The organism is Chryseobacterium cucumeris (assembly GCF_001593385.1).
In the GTDB taxonomy this organism is placed as follows: domain Bacteria; phylum Bacteroidota; class Bacteroidia; order Flavobacteriales; family Weeksellaceae; genus Chryseobacterium; species Chryseobacterium cucumeris.
On record NZ_LUVZ01000001.1, the window covers coordinates 437,008 to 463,280 of the forward strand.

Consider the following 26,273-nt stretch of genomic DNA (forward strand, 5'->3'; position numbering starts at 1 on the left):
CTATGGAAACCAAATTTCACAATTTACTCGAAAGACAGATCAATAAATATCTTACGGAAGATTGCAAAAATCATCCGCAATTTAAAAATTTCATTCATGCAGTTAATGAATCTTACAAATCCTTTGAAAGAGATAAAGAGCTGATGGACTATGCTTTCAAACAAAGTGAAGAAGAATATCAGGAGCTATATCAAAGTCTTAAAAATGAAAATACACTCAAACATGAGTCTATCAGTAACCTCTATGAATCATTAAAAATTATTGATTCTGATATTGAAATAAAAAAATCAGAAGATCTTAAAGAACTTTCACTGTATCTCTCTGAACAGCTTAGAAAAAGAAAAAGAGCAGAAGATTATATCAAGCAGCAAGAGGAAAAATACCGGAATATTATTGCAAACATGAACTTAGGACTCATTGAAGTAGATAATGATGAAATTATTCGCTATGCTAACCAATGCTTTTGTAATGTGTCAGGGTTTGAACTGGATGAAGTAATGGGTAAAAATCCAAGTACACTCTTTTTGTACGGAGAAAATAACGTCCGGTTTTTACAAGAACAGATAGAACTGAGAAAAAAGGGAATTTCCAGTGTATATCAGCTTCCTGTAAGAAACAAGAGAGGAGAAATAAGATGGTGGGCAGTAAGCGGTGCTCCTAATTATGATGATCAGGGAAATCTGTTAGGCTCCATTGGAATCCACCTTGATATTACTGACCAAAAAAAATTGGAAGAAGAGTTAAAACTTGAAAAAGCAAAAGCACTGGAAGCGTCCAAGGCTAAAGAGGTTTTTCTTGCCAATATGAGCCATGAAATCCGAACACCCCTTAACGGTATCATTGGTTTTCTGAGAGAACTCAAAAGAAGCAACCTTGCTGATGAACCGAAACAATTTGTAGAAAACAGCTATAACGCTTCACAGCACTTATTATCCATTATTAATAACATACTCGATATTTCTAAAATTGAATCCGGAGAAATGTCTTTGGAAATTAAAAGCTTTTCTTTAAAAGACAGTATTCAAAAAGTCACTTCCGTTCTCAAGCCAAAAGCAGAAGAAAAAAAGCTTAAACTTATTACAGATTTCTCTTCAGATATTTTCCCGGTTTTAAAAGGAGATTCTTTAAGACTTGAACAGGTGCTCTATAATATCATTGGTAATTCTTTGAAATTCACCAACGAAGGGTATATCAAAGTTGAAGCTAATGTGCTGAAAAGTTTTTTAAACCAACAGACCATTTCGATCAGCATTACGGATACCGGTATTGGAATGAGTGAAGAATATGTACGCAATATATTCAAAAAATTTAATCAGGAAGACAGTTCAATTTCAAGAAAGTATGGAGGTACAGGTCTGGGAATGTCTATTACCCGGGAACTTGTTCACCTTATGAAAGGAGAAATTAATGTAAAAAGCGAAAAAAACTCAGGAACATGTATTACAATAGTTCTGATTTTAGACAAGGGTGATGAAAAAGCTTTAAAAGAAAGTAATTGGAAAAATCAAAATATATCTATTGCGGGTACAAAAGTGCTCCTGGTAGAAGATAATCCGCTCAATCAGCTGGTTGCAGAAAGATCTCTGAAACATTTTGAATGTTTCGTTGTCAAAGCTGAAAATGGTAAAATAGCATTAGAAATATTAAGCAAGGAACAATTTGACATTATTCTGATGGATTTACAAATGCCAGAATTGGATGGTATTGAAACAACTAAAATACTGCGAAACGAACTTGGGATTAAAGTCCCTGTGATAGCACTAAGTGCTAATGCTTTTAAAACAGAAATAGACACCTGTATTAATGCAGGAATGAATGACTATATCACAAAACCCTTTAATGAAGAAAATTTACTCAAAGTAATTTACAAGTACGTTAAAATCCCTGAAAATACTATAAAGACAGTGCCGGAGGCACGTGAAAATTTCTACAACCTTAAAAACATACAGATACTCAGCAGAGGAGATAAAGATTTTATGCGGAAAATGCTGTCAATATTTATTGGACAGACTGAAACAACAATTCCGTTAATTCAAAAGGCGTTTGATGAGAAAGACTATGCTGAAATTGCAAAGCTGATCCATAAAATCAAACCTAGTATACAAGCTATAGGAATCACTTCTATTGAAAGTGAAGTAAAGCAGCTTGAATTAATTACTATAGAACAAAATAAAGAATTGCCTGATTTATATTCCTTGTTCGAGAAAATAAAACAGACCCTTGAAATTGTGGTCACTCAATTGAAAGATGAAATAAACCAATCTATTTAATCCAAAATCTAGACATCATTCCATATTATGGAAAAAACACAAATATAAACAACTAACAATCAACCACTTAACAAAAGGCATGGAAGTAGAAATATTGTTTTTAAATTAAACAAAATGGAAACAAATAATCAAAATCTAAAACTCTTTATTGTGGATGATGACAGTTTTTGTTCAAATGTTTATCAGCAGTATCTGAAAAACCATCATTATGAAGACATTACCTCTTTTAGCTGCGGCGAAGATTGTCTGGACGAACTTTATCAGAAACCGGACATTATTTTTCTGGACCATAATATGGAAGACCTGAATGGATTTGAAGTTCTAAAAAAAATAAAACGTTTTGATCCTAATATTTACGTCATCATGGTTTCCGGGCAGGAAAATATAGATACAGCAGTAAATGCACTTAAATATGGAGCATTTGATTATTTAACGAAAAATATAAATGTCTGTGAGAAAATGGTAAAAACGATAGAAAAAATTTTAAAAATTAAAGAAGAAATGTCTCAAGGCAAACTTAAAGGTTTTCGCAAATTTTTTTCAATGATATTCTAATAATCTATGGTAAAAAAACTCATCATATCAGTTATTTTTCTCTTTCTTCTCAGCTCTTGTAAGACCTATAATGTTCTGGAAGAAGAGCAGGCATCCAGAAATATGCAGGATTTCAGTTTTGATCCGGATTATGAATACAAAATCCGAAAAGATGATAAAATTACGCTTTCTGTATGGGGCCAGGATGATCTAAGTGTAGGTTCTGTATATGGAATTTATAATTCTAACGAGGTTTATGGCAAATGGCTTCTGGTTGATAAACATGGAAATATTGAAATTCCCAGACTGGGAACCACCTTTGTTGTTGGAAAATCGGTTCCTGAATTGAAAGAAGAAATTAAAACCAAGCTAAAAAAATGGCTGGTAAACCCCGTGATTGATGTCAAAGTCCTGAATAAAGAAATAACGGTAATGGGGGAAGTAAGAAATCCAGCTGTTATCCAGGTAGATAAAGATCAGAATACATTACTGGAATTGGTTTCAAAAGCAGGAGGTTTTGAAATGTACGCCAACCTCAGGTTAATAAAAATTTTAAGACAGGAGGGCGAAAATGTGAGGATTACCAATATTGATCTTAGTAAAATGAAAGATGTTCCCAATCAGAATATCATACTTCATCCGGGAGACTATGTAATTGTACCCTCTAAGAAAAGTAAAGATTTTGATAAACGAATCTCCACAATTATTCCATTTGCAACCGTAACCTCTGCTGCTGCAATTTTAATAGGTCTGTTATAAAACTTACACCATGAATAACGAAAATGTTCGGTTTCTCAAACCTCTGTTAAGAGGGCTGCCCATAGTAGTTCTTGCAATGATATTTTCTGTTTTGGCCGTAAAAAAATATCTGAATTACGTTACACCCATGTTTGAAAGCACGGCAAAACTAAAACTTGCCGATACCCAGCAAGGTGTGCCCAGTGCAAATCTTTTTAAAGATTTTGATGTATTCGCATCTTCCAACAAAATCAGTACAGAAATTGAAGTTCTCAAGTCTTCTTCACTCATTGAAAAAACTTTAAAAAAATTATCCTTTTCCACAGAAATATACCGTAAAGGAAAAATGCACTCTGTAGAGCTGTTTACAGACTCTCCAATAAAAATAGAAGCTACATTAAGTGATAAAAAAAACTATGATAAGACATTTTCTTTACATATCATATCATCAAAGAACTATCTGCTGTTTACTTCAGATTCCACAAAGGAGTTAAAAGGTACCTTCGGAATTCCTGTTAGCATTCCAGGAGGCAGGATACTGATCACAAAAAATGATGATTATCTTCTGTCCAAACCTAATGCACAAATTATTGATTTTTACGATTTTGTATTTTTAAGCAGAGAGAAACTTTTAGAAAAGATTAATAAAAGTCTCGACATTGTTGCCGTTGACAAAGATGTTCCCGTTATCAGAATCAACTTTAAAAGTAATGTCCCAGCCAAAGCAAGTCTTTTTGTAAATACACTGGCTGAAACATATATTGAAGATTATATTGAAAATAAATACCGGGCAGCCAATACTACTGTTGATTTTCTAAAAGGAGAAATCGGACAGGCTAACAATAAATTATCTGAAACAGAAAACCGTATTGAAAATTATAGAAACAAAGAAAATATTATCAATATCCCACAGGAGACTGAAACGGATTTGAGAAAAATAGCCCAGCTAAAAATTCAACAGAGTAATCTCAAAATGAATCTTGACGCCATCAAAAGTCTTAACAGCTATATTACGGAAGGAAAAGATAATTATCTTGATCTGGCCACAAACTTTGAGGCATTCAATGATCTTCTTTCTACCGAAATGGTAAAAAACATGAAACAGCTACAGGCTGAAAAAAAGGAATTATTACTTACCTACACGCCTGAACATGAAAAAGTAAAGATCATTGACACAAAAATTAAAGACCTCACTGATTATCAAACTGAAAGCATACAAAATACCCAGAAAAATTTACAGATAAAATACAATGATATAGAACATGATATTCAGACTGCAGAAAGAGCTTTCATAGGTCTTCCTGAAAAGGAAAAACTATTGAATATCATGAATAGAGAATTTAATCTCTATGAAAAAAACTATAATTTTCTCAATGAAAAAAGAATAGATGCCGAGATCGCAAAAGCTGCAAAGATCTCATTTCATAAAATTATTTCCCGGGGAGAACTGCCACAGGAGCCTGTTTCACCTATGCGTTCTATCATTATTATCGTTGCTGCTATTATGAGTATGGTTGCTTCTATTTTCCTGATTTATGCAGTACATTTTGCCAAAGCCAAGGTGAATGATATTTTCACTATTGAAAAAAACAGTTCCATACCCATAGCATTCTCTACTCCATTTATCAAAAAGAAAGAAAAAATAATGCATCATTTTCTGGAAAATGTTTTGGAAATGGAGCTTAAAGAAATAATAAAAGATAAAAGTCAGATTTGTATTACTTCATATGATAAAGCACAGCAGCATACATTTCATGCAAAAAATATCATCAAAGCATTACAACTGCAATCCAGAATAGTTCTGTTAGTAGATGCAGCCGGAACCTTAAGCAATTCAGAAGCAGATCATTACATCAATTTATCAGCCGAGGAAAACCTTAAGCTTACAGCTCAGGATATCAGGAATCTTATTCGTGAAAAAATGAAGGAAAGCAATATCTGCATTATCAATAATCAGTCTATAAAACAAGGCAAGCTACCTTTACTTTTTATGAATATTGCAGATCAGAACCTGTTCATACTTGACAGCAGAAAAACCGCAGCCAAAAACATAACAAACATTGAACTTTTAAAAGACGAATACAGACTTTCCAATCTTTGGTTCGTTTTGAATAAAGAAGGATACAACCCTAGTCTGATAACGACTATTAAACGTATTATAAACAAATATAAATCGTGAAAAGAATCCATGAAATATTTAAAAGCGCCTCTGTGTTGGTTTTTACAGATCAGCTCATATTCAGCGGGAGCAATTTTCTTCTGACCTTTTTAGTGGTGAGAAAACTAAGTATTTCTGAATTTGGAATATTTTCATCAATCCTTTTAATAACCTATTTTCTGGTAGGCATTTCTAATGCCTTTATTGTTCAGCCTTTTCAGATTTTATCAGCAAAGAATTTCAGTAAAAAATCACTGGGCTTTGCATTTATGGCTTCATTGGTTTTGATTTCCATGTTCAGCCTGCTTGTTTTTTTTATTACTCTTCTTCCTGTTCCGGCAATAGCATTTGTGAAAAACAATCTTTCTGCCTTAATAGTTTTTGTTTCAGCCTATATTTTACAGGACTTTCTCAGAAAAATATTACTGACCATAGATCATATTAAAATTGTCCTTTTTATCGATACTATCTTTATTATTATTTTCCCTCTACTTGGATTTGAGACGTCCCTTACTTTATGGAAAAGCTTATATATTATCGGTATTGTAAACATTGCAGCATCTGTTCCCGGCATAGGATATCTTATAAAAAATGCAGATTTCAATCTGAAAAACACCTCACTTTTGCGCTATTACTTTACAGAGGGTAAGTGGCTTTTAAGCGCTTCTGTTCTTCAATGGCTTTCAGGTAATTTCTTCACCCTTGCGGCAGGTGTATACCTAGGAATCAATGCTTTGGGAGCATTAAGGCTTGTTCAATCCTTCTTCGGAATTATCAATATTATCTTACAAACCATTGAAAATTATTACCTTCCTAAAACAGCTCAGCTTTATTATCAAAATAAAAATCAGGAAAAAAAAGAGCTTCTTCTCAAGATAAGGAAGGCTATAGCCCTGTTAGCTATTATAATCGTTTGCTTTTTCACCTTTTCAGATTCGTTGATTATTATTCTCGGAGGTGAAAAATACCATCAATATGGATTTGTCATTAAGCTGATCTCAGCTTTATATATTGTAATCCTGTACAGTTATCCAACCCGGATTTCTATCAGAATTTTAGAGCAAAATAAGGCGTTCTTTATCGGATATTGTATATCCTTTGTTTTTTCGGTTCTGAGTTTCCATTTTTTATTAAAATACGGGCAGCTCTATGGCGCTGTAGCCGGATTAGCAGTTAATCAGATTGTAATGATTGTTTACTGGAAAATAATTCTAAACAAAAAACAAATTTCGGTATGGGCATAGTACATTTAATATTAGGAAAAGCGAACCCCGAAAAAATGAACGGCGTTAATAAAGTGGTATATAATATCGCTACAAAACAGGCCGAAAACAAAGGGAATGTAGAAGTATGGGGTGTTTCTGAAAACACAGAAATCAACTATCCAGAAAGGACATTCATAACAAAGATTTTTAAGAAAAAAAGAAATCCTTTTTCTATTCCCGAAGATCTTAAAAAAGAAATTCTGGCCGCTGATCAGGCTACAGTTTTTCATTTTCATGGAGGATGGATTCCCATATTTGCTTCTTTAAGTAAATTTTTAAAGAAAAATAACTACCGATATGTAATAACTCCTCATGGTGCATATAATAGTATTGCCATGAAGAAAAGCAAATATATAAAAAAGATTTACTTTAAAATATTTGAAAAAAAAGTCATTGAAAACGCTTCTAAAATCCATTGTATAGGAGAAAGTGAAATAGAAGGTCTCAATTCTGTTTTTCCAACCTCAAAAGGTGTTCTGATCACCTATGGCTATGATAGAATAAATACCAGCAATTATTGCAGTAATCTCAAAGAACCTATTATTTTCGGGTTTGTTGGCAGACTGGATATTCATACAAAAGGTCTGGACATTCTCATTGAAAGTTACGCTGCTTTTTCCAGAAAAAAGCCTAATTCCAAACTTTGGATTGTAGGAGACGGGGCTGAAAAAAATGATCTTATCCATACCATAAAATCATATAATATAAGTGACAAAGTAGAATTGCTGGGAAGTAAGTTCGGAGAAGAAAAAAATAATCTAATCAAAAGAATGCATATTTTCGTGCATCCTTCCAGAAATGAAGGCCTGCCTGTCTCAGTTATTGAAGCCGCCGACTTTGGAAAGCCCTGTATTGTCACCAGAAATACGAACATCGGCCACCTTGTAGAAAAATATGACGCCGGCATTTGTATTCCAACCCCTGATCCTACTCTACTTACGCACTCTTTTATAACAATTTCTGAAGTATGGGAACATCAGAAAAAGTATATCGCCATGTCGGAAAATGCTATACAAATGGTGGAAGAAGCTTTTGACTGGAAAAAAATTCTTGACGATATGAATACTCAACTCTACAATATCTGATATGGAAACCTTATCCCCTAAACATCAGCTCTTTCTAAAAAAAACAAATAATCAATTGTTTATTATTCTGCTGCTAATGGTAGCCTGCTTTTTTACGTGGAGTGAAAATGTTGCTATCACAAGGGGAATAAAGATAGTAGGTAGAATGGGGGTTATGATTTCTTCTATTCTTGTTTATCAAAAAATCATCAATTATGGCGGAGTAAATTCATTGTCCTATAAAAATATTTTCTCCCCTATCCTGTACATGGGCTATCTGACTTTAGGATTTATATCATTCTCCTGGAGTACCAATCCGGGATTCAGTGCACTGCAATGGTTTATGACTTTTCAGAGTTTTGTCTTTGCTTATTTCTTTGTAAAAAGTTTAAAAATACTGGATATTTATTTTGAAGGCCATAGCATCCGCCTTTATCATCTTTTAGGAAACACTGTATTTGTATTGCAACTTGTCTTTGTTATCGGGCTATGGATTGCTCCTGATATCTTTTTCCGTCTTACTGACGGAGGTGAAGAGGCCAGACTTGGCGGTACATTAATGAATCCCAATGAGCTTGGAATGCTTGCCGGTGTGGGTTGTGCCTGTCTTATTTTTGATCTTTACCGTTTTAAAAATAAGATTTGGACCATTATAAAGATCATCATCATTATGTATGCACTTTATATGACGGGATCAAGATCTTCACTTATCGGAATTTTACTCATTATATTTTTCCACGTTAATCAGACCAAGAAAAAAACTTTAAAATTTGCCATTATCGGAGTGGTGGCGATAATAGCTCCCTTTGCGGTTTACAGTATCATTTTAAAGGGTGGCGATCAGTCTCGTCTGGAAGAAGTAATGAGCCTTACAGGGCGACTTCCTTTCTGGAAAGCTTTAATTAATGAAGGATTACCAAGGGAACCACTTTTTGGCTTTGGATTTATGAGAATAGACTATAAAGAGTTTTTTCAGAGCGCCCACACCTATCCGGGAAAAATGACTCATAATACATTCATGCAGGTTCTTATGAATCTTGGTTTTATTGGGCTCACCATTGTTTTTTTTCAGGTCTTTTTTACTCTAAAATCAATAATGTCCCAACCCAAAGAAACAAAACTTATGCTCATTGGAATCCTTATTCCTATTATCATCAATTCTTTTACTGAGTTTGGAATATTTGGAGAAAGCAATTACGGAATTTTATTTTACCAAATTATAATCTTTTCCGTGGCTATTAAAAACAGCAACCATCTTACCAGGCTGCAAAAAATTGTTCTTAAAAGAAAAAGACCTGATCTTATAGAAAAAAATTCCATTCTATAGTTTTTTTTCCATTTTTTGGAAAACACATCTCACTAAAAAACAACACAAACAACACAAATTCAATAACTTAAATAATTGGCAAGATGTTTATATCCTATGTTAATATAAAATAGAACATCATGAGAAACTTATTTAAAAACATAGGATATAAACTGTATCTGAAACAGCAGACAGGAAGTAAAAGAATCTCATTTTCTTATATTCCCAACCAGGATGGAAGTGTACGATGGTTTTGGAATTCGCGATCAAAAAAGCCTTTATTCCTGAAGTTCTATAATATAACAACGATTAAGGGAAAATTATTTGCCTTCGTTGTGCATCTCATATTCTTTCTGAATCTGCAGAAAGTAGTATTCAAAAAAGAGACTTTATATTATACCTCAGAAGAAAACCCTTTATTTGACATCATGAATGATTGGGCCATATTTACCGGAACTCCAGGCCCTAATAACAAAGCCGTTTTATTTGCAGACAAATGCTTCTTCAAAATTGCTGCGACAAAAAATGCAAAAAATCTTATCAATAAAGAATATAAAATCATCACCTACTCCGGAACCAACAGATTGTATTCAACACCTTCTGCATCTTTAATTAATGATTATGTATTAAGGCTTTCTGATATTTCAAATAACGGAAAGAGACAAAAGAAATTCAGTGGAATTCATGCTAAAGCTCTTCAGGGAATCAAAGAAAAATATCAGACTGCCATTAAAATATCCAATTGGAAACATTTCGGCACATTGATAGAAAACTTCACCACAATTGATGATAACCGGATCCCTCCAAATCTGATGCGAAAACTTAAAATGATTCTGGAAAATATTGATAAAGATGAAATGATACACTTATCCTTTTCTCATGGGGATTTTACTCCCTGGAACTGCTGTGTAAAAGATGATATCCTTGGAATATACGATTGGGAACTGGCTTCATTTGAAAAACCTAAAGGATTTGATTTCTTTCACTTTATCATACAGAACAGTATCCTTGTACAGCATATGCCATGGAAAGAAACCTGGACACAAATCAGAAAGCACAATAAAACTGCATTTAATTTTAATGATAATGAACTTAAAAAATATCTGAAATTCTATCTGCTGACCAATGTGCTTTATTACCTGAAATTGTATTCTGAACAAGAACAATGGCATCTTCAGATTCATTGGCTTTTAAAAGTATGGTCGGAGGCCTTGAATATGTATCTTACTGAAATCAAAACCGAACGAGAGCTTCTTATCATGGATATTTTTGATTACTTATATCCTCAGAAATATGCTGCACTGAAATTCCATGATAAAGAACCGGAAAACCTCCCTCTCAACTCTGATATTGATCTTGTTATCTCCTTCCAGGATGCTTCAAAAATGGCTGTATTTCTAAAACAGAACAGTCTGGTCAACAGAATAAAAATTGTCAAAAAATCATTCATGTACAACATAAGGCTTATTACTCATGATCTTAAGATTCTTAATCTGGATCTTATTTATCAGCTGAAGTGGAAACATCTTGAATTTATGGAAACACACAGAATGATAGATCATGCGGAGCAGAACAGATATGGAATTAAAATATCATCTCCACAAGATACGGCAAAATACCTGTATTATTTTTATACCCTAAATAATAGTAAAATTCCGGATTCATATAAAAGTTTTGTATATGAGAATACCTCAGAAACAATAATGAAAAGTAAAACAGAATGTATTACAATGCTGAAAAACAAAGAATGCAACAGAGGATTTTTATTCCTTAAGAATCTCGGCGGCTATTTAAAAGATATTTTTTCAGAAAGAGGATTCATTATTACTTTCAGTGGTGTAGATGGTGTTGGAAAATCAACGGTTATTTCTGAAGTTTCGGAGCTCATTGAAAAACGCTACCGAAGACCTGTAAAAGTTCTCAGACACAGACCTTCTCTCCTTCCGATATTGAGTGTATTTACAAAGGGAAAAGAAAAAGCGCATCAGGATATTGTAAATTCTCTGCCAAGACAAGGTAAGAATGATCATTTTTTCTCCTCATTGTTAAGATTTACATATTACTATGCAGATTATATTATTGGACAATTTATTATTTATCTGAAATATGTGTTAAGAGGAAAAATTGTATTGTATGACAGATATTATTTTGATTTTATTGCAGATAGTAAAAGAAGCAATATCAAACTTCCGGAAGGCATCACAGAAAACGGATATCATCTGCTATTAAAACCCAAATTTAATTTTTTTCTGTATGCTGCTCCCGAAAAAATTCTGGGCAGAAAAAAAGAACTTTCCTATCATTCAATATGTGCTTTGACAGCATCATACGGCAGATTATTCTCAAAACTGGAAAAAAAAGATCCGAAGATCAAATATCTTTCCATCGAAAATAATGATTTGGACACCACTTTAGGTACTATAATGAACACTATAATTGCTGCAAAATGAAAACAATTGTTGAAAAAATCATAAAGCTCAGAAATCCGGACTTTACTTTAGATAAGGCATTAAACTCCGGAGCCGTATTCCTGCTGATTTGGGTTCAGTTCTGGAGTCTCATCAGAGGACTGAAGACGATATTCTTTTTAAGAAATCCAAAAGGAATGCTTTTGGGAAAACGTGTAGGATTCTTCAATGTTTCAAAAATACAATGGGGAAAATTTCTGAGATTAGGGAATGACGTTTATATTTCTGCACTGGCTAAACAGGGGATAGAATTTGGAAATAATGTTTCTATAGGGGCTTTCAGCAGAATTATAGTTTCTACTTCATTAAATAATATTGGAGAAAAAATAAAAATTGGAAATAATGTAGGGATTGGAGAATTTGCTTATCTCGGAGGTTCCGGAGGTCTTGAAATTGGTGACGACTGTATTGTAGGACAATACCTTAGCTGCCATCCGGAAAATCACAATTATGAAGATCCTGATATTTCCATAAGACATCAGGGCGTGAATCGAAAAGGAATTAAAATAGGCAAAAACTGTTGGATTGGCAGTAAAGTTACAATTTTGGACAGCGTAGAAATTGGCTCCGGCTGTATTTTAGCAGCAGGAAGTGTTATTACAAAATCATTTCCAGACAACAGTATTATAGGAGGTGTACCTGCAAAACTAATAAAAATGAGAACTTATGATGACTACCAATCAGATTATACTGGCGACTTGCTATGCCGTAAATCCCTATAAAGGTTCGGAAGATGCCATGGGCTGGAATTTTGTATATCAGATTGCCCGGTTCCGAAAAATAATTGCCATTACAAGAGAAAATAATAAAATCCATATTGAAAAATATATGGCAGAAAATCCTGATCCTGTATATATGAATATCCAATTCCTTTATTTTGATCTTCCTTACTGGATGCGCTTCTGGAAAAAAGGAAATCTCGGTGCCATGTTTTATTACTATCTGTGGCAAAAGAAAGTTGTCTCTTTTATCAAAAAACAAAAACTGGATTTTGATATTGTTCATAATGTCAACTTTCATAATGATTGGACGCCAAGCTTTTTATGGAAACTTAATAAGCCTATGGTTTGGGGACCGGTAGGACATCATCCTCTGATTCCAAAACAATATCTGAAAGATTATTCAATACAATATTTAATTAAAGACCGCCTTATCTGGCTGATCAAAAATTGCTTTTGGAAATTTTCCGTATCACTAAGAAATACAATTCAGCATTCAGATCATATTTGGTGTATGAATAGCAGTGTTCCGGAAAAACTGAAGCCGGGTAAAGGCAAATACTCACTTTATCCTTCAGTAGCATCAGAAGACTTTTTCCAGAAAAAAGAACTACTTCCAAAATCAGACTTTAAGATAATCAGCGTAGGAAGGTTCGTTCCCTTAAAAGGGTTTGATTTAACAATAAAATCTTTTGCCCAATTCATTAATCAAATTTCAGAAAAAGATAAAGCATTATGCAAACTTACTCTTATTGGAACGGGGGAACAGAAAAAATCTTACCAGTCCCTTATCAGCAGTCTTGAAATGAATAATTTCATTGAAATAATAGAATGGATTGACCGGAAAGAACTCATGAAAATCTATGAACAATCATCAGTATTTTTATTTCCGTCACATGAAGGGGCAGGAATGGTAGTTCCGGAAGCACTCTCATTTGGATTACCGGTGGTATGTCTTGAAAATGAAGGCCCTGGAGAGTTCATCAATCGTACCTGTGGCTTTGCAATTCCACAGCAGGAATACAATGAAACCATTGAGAAGCTCAGCTATGCATTACTAAGGCTTTTTCTGGAAAAAAATCTAAGGAAAGAAATGAGTACCGGGGCAAGAAAACATTATCTGGAAAGATTTTCCTGGGAAAAAAGAGGTGAATATCTGAATACAATTTATAATCAAATCTGAAATGAAAAGAATTGTTGCCATCCATTTATTAAATGATTATAGCGGAAGTCCAAAGGTACTGATGCAGTCATTAAAAGCCTGGACAAAAAATAGTATGGAAACCCATCTTTTTACTTCAGGTGGAAGAAAAGGTTTTCTTTCTGATATTTCTAAAGTGAGAAATCATTATTTCTGGTATCGCTTTTCACCCAATCCTGTCACAAGAATATGTAATTTCTTTCTCTGTCAGTTTCTATTAATGATAAAGCTTTTGTTTTTCCTGAAAAGAAAAGATATTCTCTATATCAATACTGTGCTTCCTTTTGGAGCAGCTATTGCCGGAAAAATAAAAGGCTGCAAAGTAATCTATCATATCCACGAAACTTCAATCAAGCCTGCTATTTTTAAGAATTTGCTTTTTGGAATAGCAAAATTTACAGCCCATAAGATTGTTTTTGTTTCAGAATTTCTTTTGAGGCAGGAATCTCTGATCAACAACCAGGTTCTTCTTTACAATGTATTGGAACAGGATTTTGTTGAAAAAGCAGACCAATTTCAAAATCATCAAAATACAGTTCCGGTGGTTTTAATGATATGCTCTTTAAAAATATACAAAGGGGTAAACGAGTTTTTGCAGCTGGCACAACAAAATTCACAATATATTTTCAAACTGGTAGTCAATGCTTCAGAGCAGGAAATTTTAGATTATTTCAGGATGAAAGAAATTCCAAAAAATCTGAAAATCTATCCTACTCAGGTTGACACTCATATTTTTTACCGTGAGGCTGATTTAGTGGTCAATCTATCTCATCCCGATCTTTGGGTTGAAACATTTGGATTAACTATTCTGGAAGGAATGCGATATCGTCTTCCTGCTATTGTTCCGCCAATTGGCGGCGTTACGGAGCTTGTGAAAAATGGTGAAAATGGTTTTTGGGTTAATTCTAAAAATATAAATGAGCTATCTGAAAAAATAAACTATATATTAAAAGATAGAATTATTTATCAATCTTTCAGTGATGCAGCTTATGCTAAAAGTCTGATGTTCTCGGAGGAGTATTTTGAGAAAGAATCAATCCATATTATTTCCAGTTTATAACAGATTTTCCATTTTTTGGAATTATGCACAAGTATTTACAAAAATAAAATACTGATTATCAATAAATTACAACCTAATTTACTTTTGGAACATGAATAGTTATACTCTTTTTAAATACAACTAATTATGAAAACAAAAGTAGCAATTATCGGAACCGTTGGCTTACCTGCCAATTATGGAGGATTTGAAACTTTAGCTGCTCATCTTGTAGAAGAGCTCTCAGATACCTATGATTTTACAGTATACTGTTCCTCAAAAAAATACCCAGAAAAAGAAAGGAGCGAAAGCTGGAAAGGAGCCAGACTAAAATATATTCCTCTAGACGCCAATGGAGTTCAGAGTATTGCATATGATACATGGTCTATTATTCATTCATTATTTTACTGTGATGTTTTACTGATTTTAGGGGTAGCCGGAGCCTGGCTTCTTCCATTTGTAAAACTGTTTACCAGTAAAAAAATCATTATTTCCATAGATGGTATCGAATGGAAGAGAGATAAATGGTCATTAGCAGCCAAATTATATTTATGGTGGGCAGAAAAACTGGCAGTACAGTTTTCTGATATTGATATTTCTGATAATGAATCTATTCAGGATTATACTTCTTTAAGATATAAAACAATCAGCAGGGTAATAGAATATGGGGCAGACCACACAAAAGTAAATTTGGTTCCCACATCAAAAAATATTGAAGAATATCCTTTTTTACTGGGTGAGTACGCCGTAAAAGTGTGCAGAATAGAACCAGAGAATCACGTTCACACTATTTTAAAAGTATTCAGCGAATTTCCTGGCCGCAAGCTCGTAATGGTTGGTAACTGGAAGAATAGTCAATATGGTGTGGAATTGAAACAGCAATATTCAGATTTCGAAAATATTCATCTTTTAGATCCAATTTATGAGCAAGAGACAATAGATCTTATTCGTGGAAATGCTTCGCTTTATATTCACGGTCATTCTGCAGGAGGTACCAATCCTTCTTTAGTGGAAGCCATGTTTTTAGGACTACCGGTTATCAGCAATGGTGTTTCTTACAACAGAACAACTACAGAAAATCAGGCATTCTATTTTTCAAATGCAGAAGAATTGAAAAATATTTTGGCTCAACTGAAAAATGAAGATCTTCAAAATTGTGCAATCAGGATGAAGCAGATAGCGGAAAGAAGATATATCTGGAAAAAAATCGCAAAAAAATACCATAATCTTATTGAAGAAACATTTACTGCAAAAAACAAAGCAAAAGTATATCCTGTAATTTGTAACCTGGAGAAAAAAATCCTTGAAAAGTACAACTTAGAGCATCTGAAAAACATACAGTTATTCAATAATCCCAGTGAACCCATTTAAAACAAAGTACCATGAAAGATTTTATAGAACTATTAATATCGGGAACCCTTGCCTTCATTTTATCAATCTGTATAATCCCCGTAATGAGAATCATTGCCAAAAAAATTAGATTGGTAGACGTTCCCAATACAAGAAAAATACATTACACTCCTATTCCATTAATTGGAGGTCTGGCTATTGGAATGATTATTTTACTATTAATTGAAATTTCCGCAGATAAAAGCTGGAGAATAATACTTCCAATTATTGTAACCTCTTATATTTTACTTCTGGTGGGAACTCTAGATGATAAAACTGATATTAAAGCCATTTATAAACTAATCATTCAAGTTTGTGTAAGTATCATTATAGCGACTTCCGGAATAAGAATTTCATCTTTATACGGATTGTTCGGAATCTATGAAATTAATACATACTTCCAGTATCTGCTCACTGTTTTGGTTATCGTAACAGCAGTTAATGCTTTTAATCTTATAGATGGTGTGGATGGGCTTGCAGGTAGTGTAGCAGGAATAGGATTTGTTTTGTTCTTTATTATCATGTTAATAGAAGGCAACTTAGGGCTGGCAAGAGTAGCTATACTTTTTGTTGGAAGTATTATAGCTTTTCTAAAATATAATCTTTCTCAGAAAAATAAAATTTTCTTAGGAAATTCAGGCTCGCTATTTTTAGGATATTTATTGATATGTCTGGGAATTTTCATCACAAAGTTTGATAACAATACAACAACTTTTCCTTATGGAGTATTTTTTATACTTTTTGTATTTACTATTCCCGTAATTGATTCTATACGAGTGTATACTGATAGAATATTAAGAGGAAAATCACCTTTCAAAGCAGATAAAACCCATATCCATCATCTTCTTCTTTTATTAGGTTTTTCTCATAAAAAAATAAGTATTACTTTTATTTTGATTAATGTTCTGACATTTCTCGTTCAGTATGTTTTTTTTAAAAGCTACTCTATTTATTCTTCATTAATCTCCTTTTTTATATTTATAGCTGTTTTCAAAATCATTAAAAGTATTAATCATTTCCTGAGCTGGAAAAAAAGGATAAAAGAATTAGAGTACAACTAAGATTGTTTCATTTATTCACTGTCATTTTTTGGAATCTCTTGTATAAACTGCTCTATCACTAATTATAAAACAAGATGCTGCGAGCACTTTAGTAGAAACCCTTCATGAGAATAACTAAGGGCAAGTAATAAACAAAGAAAGCAAGGATGCTCTGTTTCTCCTGATGAGCAAAAAGTAATTGGCTTCATCATGATTTATAAAACTTCTAACATCTTTTAAAAGCAGTAAAAGCTAAAAAGTCAATTGAAAACTAACTGTTGTTATACATATTTAAAATCTTACAATAAAATTGCGCAAAATTTTATTGTAGAGAATTACTTATAAATAAAAATGAGCTTTTTAGAGCCCAATCATCAATAAAGTGATTGGATATGATGTAGTTCTACATTGCTTTTGTATGGTAATTCAACACTTATAATAAGAGTAGAATACTTTTAAAGACCTTATAAATTTAGAATAAAAAACAATACAAATTATCTCTAAAAATAAAAGACACAAAATTTATCAATACAAATCACATCAAATCACTATTTTTTCCTTTGTAGGGAAAAAGTAGTGATTTTAATCCATAAAAAAACTACAAAGAAATAATCCTTGTAGTTTTTTCTGTGTTTTTAGAATCGCTGAACCTTAGCATAAAAGCCGCTATTTAATTTTGGAATTTTACAAAATCCAGATAAAAAGAAGGGTTTCCAGCATTGAATGAGGTCGGAACTACTCCATTTGTTTTACCAGCTAACACAGTGTAGGTTCCTGGTGTAGCAAAATATAATACACGGTTCTGATCTCTTGGAAACATGAATGCAGCAGTGTTTGAGCCACAGTAGCTTCTCCAGACATCACCAATACCGTTAATATAAAAAAAGTAATCATTACAATCAGAATTGATCGCAACTCCACATCGGAAAAAATACCATCCTTTTGCAGGGATAGTTACCTGAACTCCCGTATTTAATCCTGCAGCTCCAGTTCCGCCTGTATAAGGATTTATTAATGTCCCGGTATATGGTGTCCAATTATTGGCGAACGCTGTAGTAACAGTGGATGACCATGTTGCCAAACCATTGGCATCACTTGTGAGGACATACCCCAACTGCTGAGTACCATCTTTAATTTGAAGAGCACCGTTGGTAGTCCCATTATCAATAATAACTTTTGCATTTGATGCACCCGCGGGCACCGTATTGGTCCCCATCAGGACTTTTCCTGTACCATTAATACTTAAATTGTTTCCCGCCATTGCTATATCTGTAGCTTGTGAGAGGGTTCCTCCCAGTTTTACATCTGTACCTGATAATGTAAGACCATTGCTTGCGGTAATATTGTTATTAATAATCGTTGTTCCTCCGTTTCCATTCCCTCCAGCAAGCTCTGTAACAGTCATAAATCCTATCTGAGGATTCAACTGAGCTGTTCCTGCTCCTCCTAATCGTACTTTTACAGAGGTATCCACTGTAGGTCTGTAAATAGCATAGGCTTCTGGCTGGCCTCCTATTGAAGTGGCAGGATAATTATTTATCGCATCAACAACACCGGTGGTACTGGAGGGAAGAACAGAATTATTTGAAGCATCAACCCACTCATAGACAAAGAAACCTCCAGCTAGTGAGAACTCTGTAGCATGCAGTTGGCAACGGAGAACATAGGTTTTCCCGGCTTTCAAATTAAAAACACCGGCATTATAAGTAATATTATTGGCTGCAATTACAGACCCAAATGTAACGTCCGACCCTGTAGATACTGTTTGAATAGCGTTTGGTTTTACAATAATATAATCTCCTGTAGAAGAACTTCCTTTTGAAAGGATTTCCCATGTAGAAGAAGCTCCTGTAAGCCCGGTATTGATTAATTCTACACTTTGATTTGCTGGTACAAGAACATTGGGATTTCCATTAATAGTCTCGGGAGATGCAGAATTTACTGTAATACTAAAGTTTGTATTATTTTTAATCCTGTAAATACGTCCTTTATAATTCCCAGCCCCACTGACTGCGGAAGGGAGATTAAAAACAGCATTGGAACCACCATTATAAGCAACATGGAAATCTGATGAGTTCAAATTATAAGAATTTGTAATAACAGCATTATAATTTGCTGCTAATGATCCATTAATATCCATAGTGGAGCCTGGATTTGCAGTATTAATACCAACATTTCCTGCCTGGGCAAAAGCAAAAGTAGAGCTTAAAGCTAATACTGCTATAAATAATTTTGTATAAATTTTAACCATTCATTATTGTTTTACATATCATAATTGATATTATTACGGGGTAAAGGTATGCTAATAGAGATGTAAAAATTCTTCGAATGCCGTGGAAATACATGTACAGGCTTGTGGAAAAATATCCACAAATATTAATATCAAAGAATAGGCTGTATCATATAACAAATCAGACAACCTTAAAAACTAAAGTCCGTTATTCTGGACTTGTAACTGGTATTCTTTTATGACTGGCGTCATAAAGTAATTTTTTATTATTTCACTATATTTGGAATAATAAAACTAACCCCATGAAATAAGCCAACATAAAGACTTGTTAAACTAAAAATGATTAAAGATTACCAAAGATTATGAAAGACTTATTTTCATTAAACGGAAAGAAAAAGGATCATGTGATTACGCACTTAAAAAAAGAGATGTATTCATTGATCGAAAATGATAACTGGATTACAGTTACGGTTAAAAAGTGGTTTCATACAATGATCGTATCCTATTTGATTTGCAATGGTTTAGTTACTTTAACGATTGTAAGAACAAAATTCACTCCATTTTACGAAAAATATACCGTTTTGTAATTATTTCTTTTTGAGAATAGAGTTATAAGATCTTAAATTCTTTATTATTTAAAACAACACTGAAATGAAATTAAAAATATTATCCATCGTTTGGGGCGTTGCGGATTTGAACAGAGCAATTGCATTTTGGTGTGAAGCTTTGCACTACAAAATAAAGAATGAGCCTGATGTTGACTTTGCCATTCTGATACCAAAGGAAGGAGATGGAATGCAGTTATCATTAAAATTAACCAGTTCGGAACAGCCAAAGAGACATCATATGGACCTGATAACTGATAATCAGCGGCAGGAAGTAGAGCGGCTTCTTAGTATTGGGGCTGGAAAGATGCCAGGCTGGAATTACGAAGATGATGCTGACTATGTAGTTCTTCTTGATCCCGAAGGAAATTCATTTTGCGTAGTACAGCAAAACAATGATATCTGAAAGGCATCTATTCTGTAACCCATTCTTCACGAAGAACTGCATAAATAATATCATCAACCCATTTATTTTTCCAGAACAGACTTTTCACAAAATGCCCTTCTTTTCTTAAACCAATTCTTTCCATCAGTTGAAGAGAAGCAGTGTTGTCAGGATCTACGGAAGCTGTAATTCTGTGTTTTTGTAAATCATTAAAAAGAAAATCAATGATACCTTTTAAAGCCTCAGAAGCATACCCTTTACCCTGAAATGAGGTGTTTAAGGTAATTCCAAGTTCTACCTGTACATTTTCATCTCCAATAAAATGAATTCCGATATCTCCAATGACTGCTTTTGTTTCTTGATCAGTAATCAACAGCTGATACCAGCTTTCAGGTTGGTTGAATTCAGTTGTGTTTCTTTGGATAAAACTTTCCACTTCTTCCAGGGTTTCAGGAATCCAGCCTTGAAATTTATTGGCTTCGGCATCTGAGCGGTAATCGAAAATATCCTGTTTGTCATCAATCGTAATATCCCGAAGAACTAATCTTTTTGTATAGAGTTGCATGATTGTATTATAATTTCAGACAAAAATAGGTTAATTAGGAATTTATTCTAGGGATAATGATGGATTTTTATGGTCATTGAGCCTATTTCCATTAATTTTAATTCAATAAAAATTATAAAATAGTTGCAAATATCATTTAAATACTTACTTTTGTATCGCCTTACAAAAAAACGGGGGATTGGCGCAGTTGGCTAGCGCGTTTGACTGGCAGTCAAAAGGTCACGGGTTCGAATCCCGTATTCTCCACTTAGTGCAATTATAAAATGTATATAATGTACGAAAATATGATAAACCCTACAAAAATTGATTTTTGTAGGGTTTATTTTGTAAAAAGGAATGGTATAGTTTTCAAAGATTTTTAGTTCCACTTTTAATAACCTTTAAATGTTGCATTGTGTTAGAGCAAAGTTATGGACTCTTTTCTATAGAGATGCTTATCAATTAAAGTGGAAAGATATAAAGGAAGGTCATGATGGAGGTCTATGGATTATGAACAGTAGACATAAATCTAATTCACAAATGGATATTTCTCTATTACCGAAGGTTATTGAAATTTTTTTATTAAAAGAAATCGCAGATATATACGAAATACCAAATAATCTCAATACCCATAAATTTTTATTCTTTTTCTCCAAAATTGTATTTAAAATATTTTGATCTGAAATAGATCAGTATTAGATAAAAAGTTTATTAACAAAGAATTTTCTACTCAAAAAGAAAAGTCCAAATCATCAGCAGAAGGTCTGAAATTAGAATGCATCGCAGCTGTAAAATAATCACAGAACACCTGATACACTTCAGAATTAATATCCGTAGCCCGGATTCCCAGCTGTGTATAAATAGTAAGCATCTGATGGGATAATCTTTGAACCAGCTCTACTCCATATTGGTGGATTTCGTTTTGATATCCTTCAGAAATATCTTTGTGATCACCAAGTATATTTTCTACTTCTCCGGCAATTTGCAATACTTTTTCCAAATGCTTTTCAACAGACTCTGCGAAACTTTTGAAATGGATCTCAGGACGAATATATTCTGCTTCTTCAATAAAATGAGAAGCCATTCCAAAATAGTTGACCAACAGTGTCAAGTCTGCAAAAATCCGAAAAGGAATAGTGTCCAGAATATCATTGGTGAAAAAAGTATCGTAAACAAAACTATAGTCTTCATTAACGAGCACATTTTCAACAATGAATGAATAGGTGCCACTGGCCTTCATTCCCATAGATTTCCAGTTGGGAATAACCTCAGCTTGTTCTTTCGAAATAATAAATGATCGAATTATTCCATTGCCATGACCATCCATTAAAGGTTTTCCGTTTTCTGTAATTTTGGCATTCAATGTAAAATGGGTAAGATGAGGTGCACCTGTTGCAAAATTCCATGAACCGTTGATCAGATAGTGGCTGTTGTCTATTTTTTCTGCAGTTCCTCCCACCATTCCGCTGCCACCAAAGCAGGTTTCAGAATGGATAAACAGTAATTGAGCAATTTCAGGCTTGATATTTCTGGAAAAATAATTGGCTCCGGCACAAAGTGTCAGCATCCAGCCAAAGCTTCCATCGGTTTCTGCACAGCTAAATAAGGTGTTAAGTCCTTCTTCAAAACGATAGCCGAGTCCTCCATATTTTTTGGGAACCCATATTTTAAGCAGTTTTTCTTCATGAATATGCTGCATTACTTTATCAGAAATTACAGGGGCTCCATGAAGTTCCCGTCTGATCTCTTTAGTACTCAGCATTAGCCTTCGATTTAATAATTTTTTGCCACTCTATATATCCGGAAATGGCTACTAAAAATAAGAATGACGTCAAAACAGCATAGAGATACAATTCTTTATGAATCATTAAAGGAATAGAAATGATATTACTGACATTGAGTATCACCCAGTTTTCAATTTTCCGTCTCGCCATCAGCCACATTCCCGCCCAGGCAAAAGCACTCACCAGAGAATCCCAGATAGGAACATCCGAGTCTGTAAAATGGGTCAGAAAAGACCAGAATAAGATAAAAGTTCCCAGAACAATTCCTCCCGTAATCCATTTTTCTGTGGTGGTGGTAACAGAGATTTCCATTTCTGATTTCTGCTTTCCGAATTTCCAATATAACCATCCATAGATGCTCATGATCAGATAATAAAGATTTAAGGTAAATTCAGCGTACAGCTTGGAAGTAAGCATCACATACAGCGTAAGCAGAATCCCCGCAATTCCGAAAAGATAGTTGTTGACATTGTTTTTACGGGCCAGTAAAACCTGAATGACTGAAAATAAGACTCCGAACCATTCCGGTAAGGTAATTTGTTTTAAAATGTCCTGCATCATATTAATTATTAGAAATCAAATGATGAGATGATCAGTAAGCAATCCCTACACCGGCATTATCCGGATCAGGTGTGGAAATACATTCCTGGGTATCATCTCAGCCACTGTTTTGTAGCACCCCATTGTTCGGCAAAGGTGCAGCTTTTTGTTGAAAAAAGAAAGGACTTTGTTTTTTTATTTACAGGATATGATCACGATTATAAGGAGTCGATGAGGGAAATTATAATTTTATGGATAACTAAAAATTTATATTATGGACAATCAAGAAATATCAGTACTTAATGACTTACTTCACATTACCAACGACAGAAAGGAAGGCTTTGAAAAAGTTGAGGGAAAAGTATGGGAAATGTATCCGGATGTAAAAGATGAGTACGAACATATGATTTCGCAGTCGAAAATCATGAAAAATGAACTGATCAACCTCATCACAGAAAAGCAAGGCACTCCGGAGGACTCAACGTCCATGGCAGGAGCTGTTCACAGAACTTGGATTGACATTAAAAATTCTTTTACCATGGGAAATCTCATAGAATCTACATTAGAAAATGTGGTATTTGGCGAAAAAGCAGCTATTGAAGCTTATCAAAATGCCCTGGACACAGGTGAGCTCAGCCCAAAAAGTACTGAGATTGTGTCTGAACAGCTTCGTATCCTTAAAGATTCTTACAGACAATTCAAGAAAATTGAAGAATATAAAAAGAAAGAATAATCAAAAAACTCCTCTTAAAAAGAGGAGCTTACTATAATCAAGAACAAAATAATATTTAATCAATTCAAAATTATTAAATATTGTATGCTCATACTTATGATGCAGGTCATAAAAACTCAATATTATTTGACCGCATTTTTAGCTTTTTCCGATTCCTGCAAATGATGTTCAAGTGTCGGAAGGGTTTTCGCTGCGAAAGATTTTAATGAGGCTTCTGTTCCTTCTGACGCCTCTTTTTTGAATGCTTCCACATCTTCTTTATGATCACTGACCATTAGATCTGTATATTTTTTGTCAAAGTCTTTACCTTTCTTAGCTTTCAGGTCATCATACATCTTCTGCTTTTCGGCATCCAGACTTGTGGGTAAGGTATACCCTATTCCTGATGCCCAATTCTTAAGCTCGTCATTCGCTTTGGAATGATCGGTTACCATCATTGCTCCCAAAGATTTTACCACTGAGTTTTCAGCGTTTGTTGCGGCCAGTTTTCCCATCATTACTTCCATCAGTCCTCCTATGGCTGCAGCATCTGCAAACTTTTTGTCCTGATCACTGAGAGTACTTTTCTGATCTTTGGTGTCTGACATTTTGGTGGAGTCGCTTACCGTCATCCCGGATTCTGCAGGGGCAGACATTGTGGTACTTTCCTCAGATTGGCTCGTTGATGTCGGTTCGTTTTTTTTGCAGGCCGTTAAAGCAGCTAATGCAAAAATTGTTACTACAAGATTTTTCATAATAATAAATTTTAAGTGGTGATATTAATGAAGTCAAACAATGACTTTGTTTATAAATGCAACAATTTATCTGCCAAAAACCGATTACAACACTTCTAACCTAATCATAAAACATTATGAATAAATACCTTACAACTTATTAACCAACCGGAATGTAAGATTAATACGCTCCTTCATAGCGGTTAGAGACTTGGCAATACGATGTTCCCAGTTTTCCTGAAGGTCTCCTTTCATAATCAATAATGATCCGTGAGGAAGAGGCAGGCTGTATTTACTCTGATGATGGTCTTTTTTCCTGAAATCAAAATTTCTGGTTTGCCCCAGACTTACTGACGCAATCACCGGACGTTTCCCATATCTGCTTTCCTTATCCCGATGCCAGGCAACAGAATCGTTATGATCTCTGTAAAGGTTCAACAATACGGAATTGAACTGATAGCCAAATGTTTCTTCTATTCTTTGTTTTAAAGAAAACAGTTCGGGTGTCCAATGATGGGCATCCAGTTCATTGTCTGAAGGATAGGCATTTTTCTCATCTCCATACCAGGCGGTTAAGCGAGGTGTGAGAACCATCTTATCATACATTTTCTGGGTACGTTGTTTCCAGGGAGCTGTTTCAAGCAGATGAATTTTAAGGCGGTCAGCTTCTTCCTGATTCAGGAAATGTTCTCTGTATTCCAGAAGGTCTTTTGGAAATTCGTACAGATCTGCTGAGTCGAACAGGCTAAGTTGGGTCATTTTTAAACTTTATAAATGGTAGAATACAGTTTTCTTTTACAGTATAAGAGTTTTGTTATTCAATTACAGTTCATTTTAAAAAACTAAATTGATACAAATTATATCCACAAATATACTACAACTGATACAAAATCAAACAAGGTAAAAATGTTGCATTTTAAACCTTTCCGGATTTCAATAAAAAGGAGACCTGATTTTTTCAGGTCTCCTTTTTAAAGATTGTATTTACATGGCTTTGCTGTTAAGATTGGTATCAGCAACTTTTGTAAGCAGTTCATCACATTTTTTTTCTTCTTCCAATGTACTTAAAAAGTTTTTAAGACACTCTTCTTCCTTCAATACTTTTGCGAATGCTGCCAGTGTTCCATAAGTAGCAATTTCATAATGTTCAACTTTTTGCGCTGCTGCAATAATGCCCGCATCTCTTACTGCTCCCGGTTCTGTCTCTTCCATAATGCTCTTTCCTTCATCCAGCAATCCCTGCATAGCATCACATTTTTTTGCCTGGGCTTTTTTTCCTAATGCTTTAAAACATTCTTCCAATCTTTCCACATGGCCTTCTGTTTCCGTGATGTGCTTATCAATGCCTTGTTTAAGCTTTTCACTGGTTGCATTTTTCATCATTGCCGGCAGCGCTTTCAGCAGTGCTTTTTCAGCCCAGTAAATATCTTTCAGCGCATCTTCAAAAAGATCTTCCAAACTTTTGGCTGCATTTTTTTTAGCCGGAGTTTTTGCTTTTGCTGTTGTTGCTTTTTTGGCTGGTGTTTTTTTGGTTGCCGTTTTAGTTTCCAT

The 26,273-nt window shown here is 34.0% G+C and carries 23 protein-coding genes and 1 tRNA gene; 17 read left to right on the forward strand and 7 right to left on the reverse strand.

Translation table 11 applies throughout. The features are described from left to right. The first annotated feature begins 2 nt into the window (after positions 1 to 2). The 13 genes from A1704_RS01980 to A1704_RS02040 all read left to right on the forward strand — a co-directional run bounded on the left by A1704_RS01980 (position 3) and on the right by A1704_RS02040 (position 17,209). Complete coding sequence (locus tag A1704_RS01980; protein ID WP_062669966.1) at positions 3 to 2,270, forward strand: PAS domain-containing hybrid sensor histidine kinase/response regulator; 2,268 nt, start codon at positions 3 to 5, stop codon at positions 2,268 to 2,270. Positions 2,271 to 2,384: 114 nt separating this feature from the next. Beyond that, positions 2,385 to 2,825, forward strand: a complete 441-nt coding sequence (locus tag A1704_RS01985) for a response regulator (protein WP_062669968.1) — start codon at positions 2,385 to 2,387, stop codon at positions 2,823 to 2,825. A gap of 6 nt (positions 2,826 to 2,831) precedes the next feature. Then, a complete protein-coding gene (locus tag A1704_RS01990; RefSeq protein ID WP_062669970.1) occupies positions 2,832 to 3,563 on the forward strand; it encodes a polysaccharide biosynthesis/export family protein in 732 nt (243 codons plus the stop codon). 10 nt (positions 3,564 to 3,573) lie between these two features. Further along, positions 3,574 to 5,721 carry a GumC family protein gene (locus A1704_RS01995; RefSeq protein ID WP_062669972.1) on the forward strand — a complete coding sequence of 716 codons (2,148 nt, stop codon included), beginning with the start codon at positions 3,574 to 3,576 and terminating at the stop codon, positions 5,719 to 5,721. Beyond that, entirely contained in the window at positions 5,718 to 6,944 is a 1,227-nt protein-coding gene (locus A1704_RS02000) for a lipopolysaccharide biosynthesis protein (RefSeq protein ID WP_062669974.1), read from the forward strand. The genes A1704_RS01995 and A1704_RS02000 overlap by 4 nt, the downstream gene beginning before the upstream one ends. Continuing rightward, on the forward strand, positions 6,935 to 8,050 hold the full coding sequence (locus A1704_RS02005; protein WP_062669977.1) for a glycosyltransferase family 4 protein: 1,116 nt from the start codon (positions 6,935 to 6,937) through the stop codon (positions 8,048 to 8,050). The genes A1704_RS02000 and A1704_RS02005 overlap by 10 nt, the downstream gene beginning before the upstream one ends. Position 8,051: 1 nt before the next feature. After that, positions 8,052 to 9,356 carry an O-antigen ligase family protein gene (locus tag A1704_RS02010; RefSeq protein WP_062669979.1) on the forward strand — a complete coding sequence of 435 codons (1,305 nt, stop codon included), beginning with the start codon at positions 8,052 to 8,054 and terminating at the stop codon, positions 9,354 to 9,356. A gap of 119 nt (positions 9,357 to 9,475) precedes the next feature. Further along, positions 9,476 to 11,785: a hypothetical protein gene (locus A1704_RS02015; protein ID WP_062669981.1), complete on the forward strand. Its 2,310-nt coding sequence runs from the start codon at positions 9,476 to 9,478 to the stop codon at positions 11,783 to 11,785. Next, a complete protein-coding gene (locus A1704_RS02020) occupies positions 11,782 to 12,525 on the forward strand; it encodes an acyltransferase (protein WP_062669982.1) in 744 nt (247 codons plus the stop codon). The genes A1704_RS02015 and A1704_RS02020 overlap by 4 nt, the downstream gene beginning before the upstream one ends. After that, on the forward strand, positions 12,470 to 13,705 hold the full coding sequence (locus tag A1704_RS02025) for a glycosyltransferase family 4 protein (RefSeq protein WP_082798681.1): 1,236 nt from the start codon (positions 12,470 to 12,472) through the stop codon (positions 13,703 to 13,705). Before A1704_RS02020 ends, A1704_RS02025 begins: the two co-directional genes overlap by 56 nt. A 1-nt stretch (position 13,706) precedes the next feature. Next, positions 13,707 to 14,783: a glycosyltransferase family 4 protein gene (locus A1704_RS02030; protein WP_062669986.1), complete on the forward strand. Its 1,077-nt coding sequence runs from the start codon at positions 13,707 to 13,709 to the stop codon at positions 14,781 to 14,783. A 126-nt stretch (positions 14,784 to 14,909) separates the two neighbouring features. Further along, the gene (locus A1704_RS02035; RefSeq protein WP_062669988.1) at positions 14,910 to 16,130 is read left to right on the forward strand and encodes a DUF1972 domain-containing protein; all 1,221 of its coding nucleotides are present in this window, start codon (positions 14,910 to 14,912) and stop codon (positions 16,128 to 16,130) included. Between the two features lie 11 nt (positions 16,131 to 16,141). Continuing rightward, on the forward strand, positions 16,142 to 17,209 hold the full coding sequence (locus A1704_RS02040) for a glycosyltransferase family 4 protein (RefSeq protein WP_082798683.1): 1,068 nt from the start codon (positions 16,142 to 16,144) through the stop codon (positions 17,207 to 17,209). A gap of 649 nt (positions 17,210 to 17,858) precedes the next feature. Here the strand turns inward: A1704_RS02040 and A1704_RS02045 are convergent. Next, complete coding sequence (locus tag A1704_RS02045; RefSeq protein ID WP_062669992.1) at positions 17,859 to 19,439, reverse strand: autotransporter outer membrane beta-barrel domain-containing protein; 1,581 nt, start codon at positions 19,437 to 19,439, stop codon at positions 17,859 to 17,861. A 341-nt stretch (positions 19,440 to 19,780) separates the two neighbouring features. Between A1704_RS02045 and A1704_RS02050 the strand changes: the two genes are divergently transcribed. Both A1704_RS02050 and A1704_RS02055 read left to right on the forward strand, forming a co-directional pair. Continuing rightward, complete coding sequence (locus tag A1704_RS02050; protein WP_062669994.1) at positions 19,781 to 20,005, forward strand: hypothetical protein; 225 nt, start codon at positions 19,781 to 19,783, stop codon at positions 20,003 to 20,005. 64 nt (positions 20,006 to 20,069) lie between these two features. Further along, complete coding sequence (locus A1704_RS02055) at positions 20,070 to 20,429, forward strand: VOC family protein (protein ID WP_062669996.1); 360 nt, start codon at positions 20,070 to 20,072, stop codon at positions 20,427 to 20,429. Positions 20,430 to 20,436: 7 nt separating this feature from the next. Here the strand turns inward: A1704_RS02055 and A1704_RS02060 are convergent, their stop codons facing one another. Further along, the gene (locus A1704_RS02060) at positions 20,437 to 20,973 is read right to left on the reverse strand and encodes a GNAT family N-acetyltransferase (RefSeq protein ID WP_062669998.1); all 537 of its coding nucleotides are present in this window, start codon (positions 20,971 to 20,973) and stop codon (positions 20,437 to 20,439) included. A gap of 172 nt (positions 20,974 to 21,145) precedes the next feature. Between A1704_RS02060 and A1704_RS02065 the strand changes: the two genes are divergently transcribed. Beyond that, positions 21,146 to 21,219, forward strand: a tRNA-Ala gene (locus tag A1704_RS02065). 463 nt (positions 21,220 to 21,682) lie between these two features. Here the strand turns inward: A1704_RS02065 and A1704_RS02075 are convergent. Together A1704_RS02075 and pnuC are read right to left on the reverse strand one after the other, a co-directional pair. Next, positions 21,683 to 22,714, reverse strand: a complete 1,032-nt coding sequence (locus A1704_RS02075; protein ID WP_062670003.1) for an acyl-CoA dehydrogenase family protein — start codon at positions 22,712 to 22,714, stop codon at positions 21,683 to 21,685. Next, a complete protein-coding gene (gene pnuC, locus A1704_RS02080; RefSeq protein WP_062670006.1) occupies positions 22,701 to 23,297 on the reverse strand; it encodes a nicotinamide riboside transporter PnuC in 597 nt (198 codons plus the stop codon). The genes A1704_RS02075 and pnuC overlap by 14 nt, the downstream gene beginning before the upstream one ends. Before the next feature lie 253 nt (positions 23,298 to 23,550). Here pnuC and A1704_RS02085 point away from each other — a divergent pair, with 253 nt between their 5' ends. Further along, positions 23,551 to 24,009 (forward strand): PA2169 family four-helix-bundle protein, encoded by a 459-nt coding sequence (locus A1704_RS02085; RefSeq protein ID WP_062670008.1) that lies wholly within the window; start codon positions 23,551 to 23,553, stop codon positions 24,007 to 24,009. 122 nt (positions 24,010 to 24,131) lie between these two features. On the opposite strand, the gene A1704_RS02090 is transcribed toward A1704_RS02085, so the two are convergent. From A1704_RS02090 to A1704_RS02100, 3 genes are all read right to left on the reverse strand, one after another. Then, a complete protein-coding gene (locus A1704_RS02090) occupies positions 24,132 to 24,743 on the reverse strand; it encodes a DUF4142 domain-containing protein (protein ID WP_062670010.1) in 612 nt (203 codons plus the stop codon). A 129-nt stretch (positions 24,744 to 24,872) separates the two neighbouring features. Beyond that, entirely contained in the window at positions 24,873 to 25,481 is a 609-nt protein-coding gene (locus A1704_RS02095; RefSeq protein WP_062670013.1) for an alpha-ketoglutarate-dependent dioxygenase AlkB family protein, read from the reverse strand. A gap of 225 nt (positions 25,482 to 25,706) precedes the next feature. Next, entirely contained in the window at positions 25,707 to 26,273 is a 567-nt protein-coding gene (locus A1704_RS02100; protein ID WP_062670015.1) for a YciE/YciF ferroxidase family protein, read from the reverse strand.

What these genes read in the sequence shown, in the direction of transcription:
- A1704_RS01980 (WP_062669966.1), top strand. Translation starts at nt 3, where the DNA reads ATGGAAACCAAATTTCACAATTTACTCGAAAGACAGATCAATAAATAT.
- A1704_RS01985 (WP_062669968.1), top strand. Translation starts at nt 2,385, where the DNA reads ATGGAAACAAATAATCAAAATCTAAAACTCTTTATTGTGGATGATGAC.
- A1704_RS01990 (WP_062669970.1), top strand. Translation starts at nt 2,832, where the DNA reads ATGGTAAAAAAACTCATCATATCAGTTATTTTTCTCTTTCTTCTCAGC.
- A1704_RS01995 (WP_062669972.1), top strand. Translation starts at nt 3,574, where the DNA reads ATGAATAACGAAAATGTTCGGTTTCTCAAACCTCTGTTAAGAGGGCTG.
- A1704_RS02005 (WP_062669977.1), top strand. Translation starts at nt 6,935, where the DNA reads ATGGGCATAGTACATTTAATATTAGGAAAAGCGAACCCCGAAAAAATG.
- A1704_RS02010 (WP_062669979.1), top strand. Translation starts at nt 8,052, where the DNA reads ATGGAAACCTTATCCCCTAAACATCAGCTCTTTCTAAAAAAAACAAAT.
- A1704_RS02015 (WP_062669981.1), top strand. Translation starts at nt 9,476, where the DNA reads ATGAGAAACTTATTTAAAAACATAGGATATAAACTGTATCTGAAACAG.
- A1704_RS02020 (WP_062669982.1), top strand. Translation starts at nt 11,782, where the DNA reads ATGAAAACAATTGTTGAAAAAATCATAAAGCTCAGAAATCCGGACTTT.
- A1704_RS02025 (WP_082798681.1), top strand. Translation starts at nt 12,470, where the DNA reads ATGATGACTACCAATCAGATTATACTGGCGACTTGCTATGCCGTAAAT.
- A1704_RS02030 (WP_062669986.1), top strand. Translation starts at nt 13,707, where the DNA reads ATGAAAAGAATTGTTGCCATCCATTTATTAAATGATTATAGCGGAAGT.
- A1704_RS02035 (WP_062669988.1), top strand. Translation starts at nt 14,910, where the DNA reads ATGAAAACAAAAGTAGCAATTATCGGAACCGTTGGCTTACCTGCCAAT.
- A1704_RS02040 (WP_082798683.1), top strand. Translation starts at nt 16,142, where the DNA reads ATGAAAGATTTTATAGAACTATTAATATCGGGAACCCTTGCCTTCATT.
- A1704_RS02045 (WP_062669992.1), bottom strand. Translation starts at nt 19,439, where the DNA reads ATGGTTAAAATTTATACAAAATTATTTATAGCAGTATTAGCTTTAAGC.
- A1704_RS02050 (WP_062669994.1), top strand. Translation starts at nt 19,781, where the DNA reads ATGAAAGACTTATTTTCATTAAACGGAAAGAAAAAGGATCATGTGATT.
- A1704_RS02055 (WP_062669996.1), top strand. Translation starts at nt 20,070, where the DNA reads ATGAAATTAAAAATATTATCCATCGTTTGGGGCGTTGCGGATTTGAAC.
- A1704_RS02060 (WP_062669998.1), bottom strand. Translation starts at nt 20,973, where the DNA reads ATGCAACTCTATACAAAAAGATTAGTTCTTCGGGATATTACGATTGAT.
- A1704_RS02075 (WP_062670003.1), bottom strand. Translation starts at nt 22,714, where the DNA reads ATGCTGAGTACTAAAGAGATCAGACGGGAACTTCATGGAGCCCCTGTA.
- pnuC (WP_062670006.1), bottom strand. Translation starts at nt 23,297, where the DNA reads ATGATGCAGGACATTTTAAAACAAATTACCTTACCGGAATGGTTCGGA.
- A1704_RS02085 (WP_062670008.1), top strand. Translation starts at nt 23,551, where the DNA reads ATGGACAATCAAGAAATATCAGTACTTAATGACTTACTTCACATTACC.
- A1704_RS02090 (WP_062670010.1), bottom strand. Translation starts at nt 24,743, where the DNA reads ATGAAAAATCTTGTAGTAACAATTTTTGCATTAGCTGCTTTAACGGCC.
- A1704_RS02095 (WP_062670013.1), bottom strand. Translation starts at nt 25,481, where the DNA reads ATGACCCAACTTAGCCTGTTCGACTCAGCAGATCTGTACGAATTTCCA.
- A1704_RS02100 (WP_062670015.1), bottom strand. Translation starts at nt 26,273, where the DNA reads ATGGAAACTAAAACGGCAACCAAAAAAACACCAGCCAAAAAAGCAACA.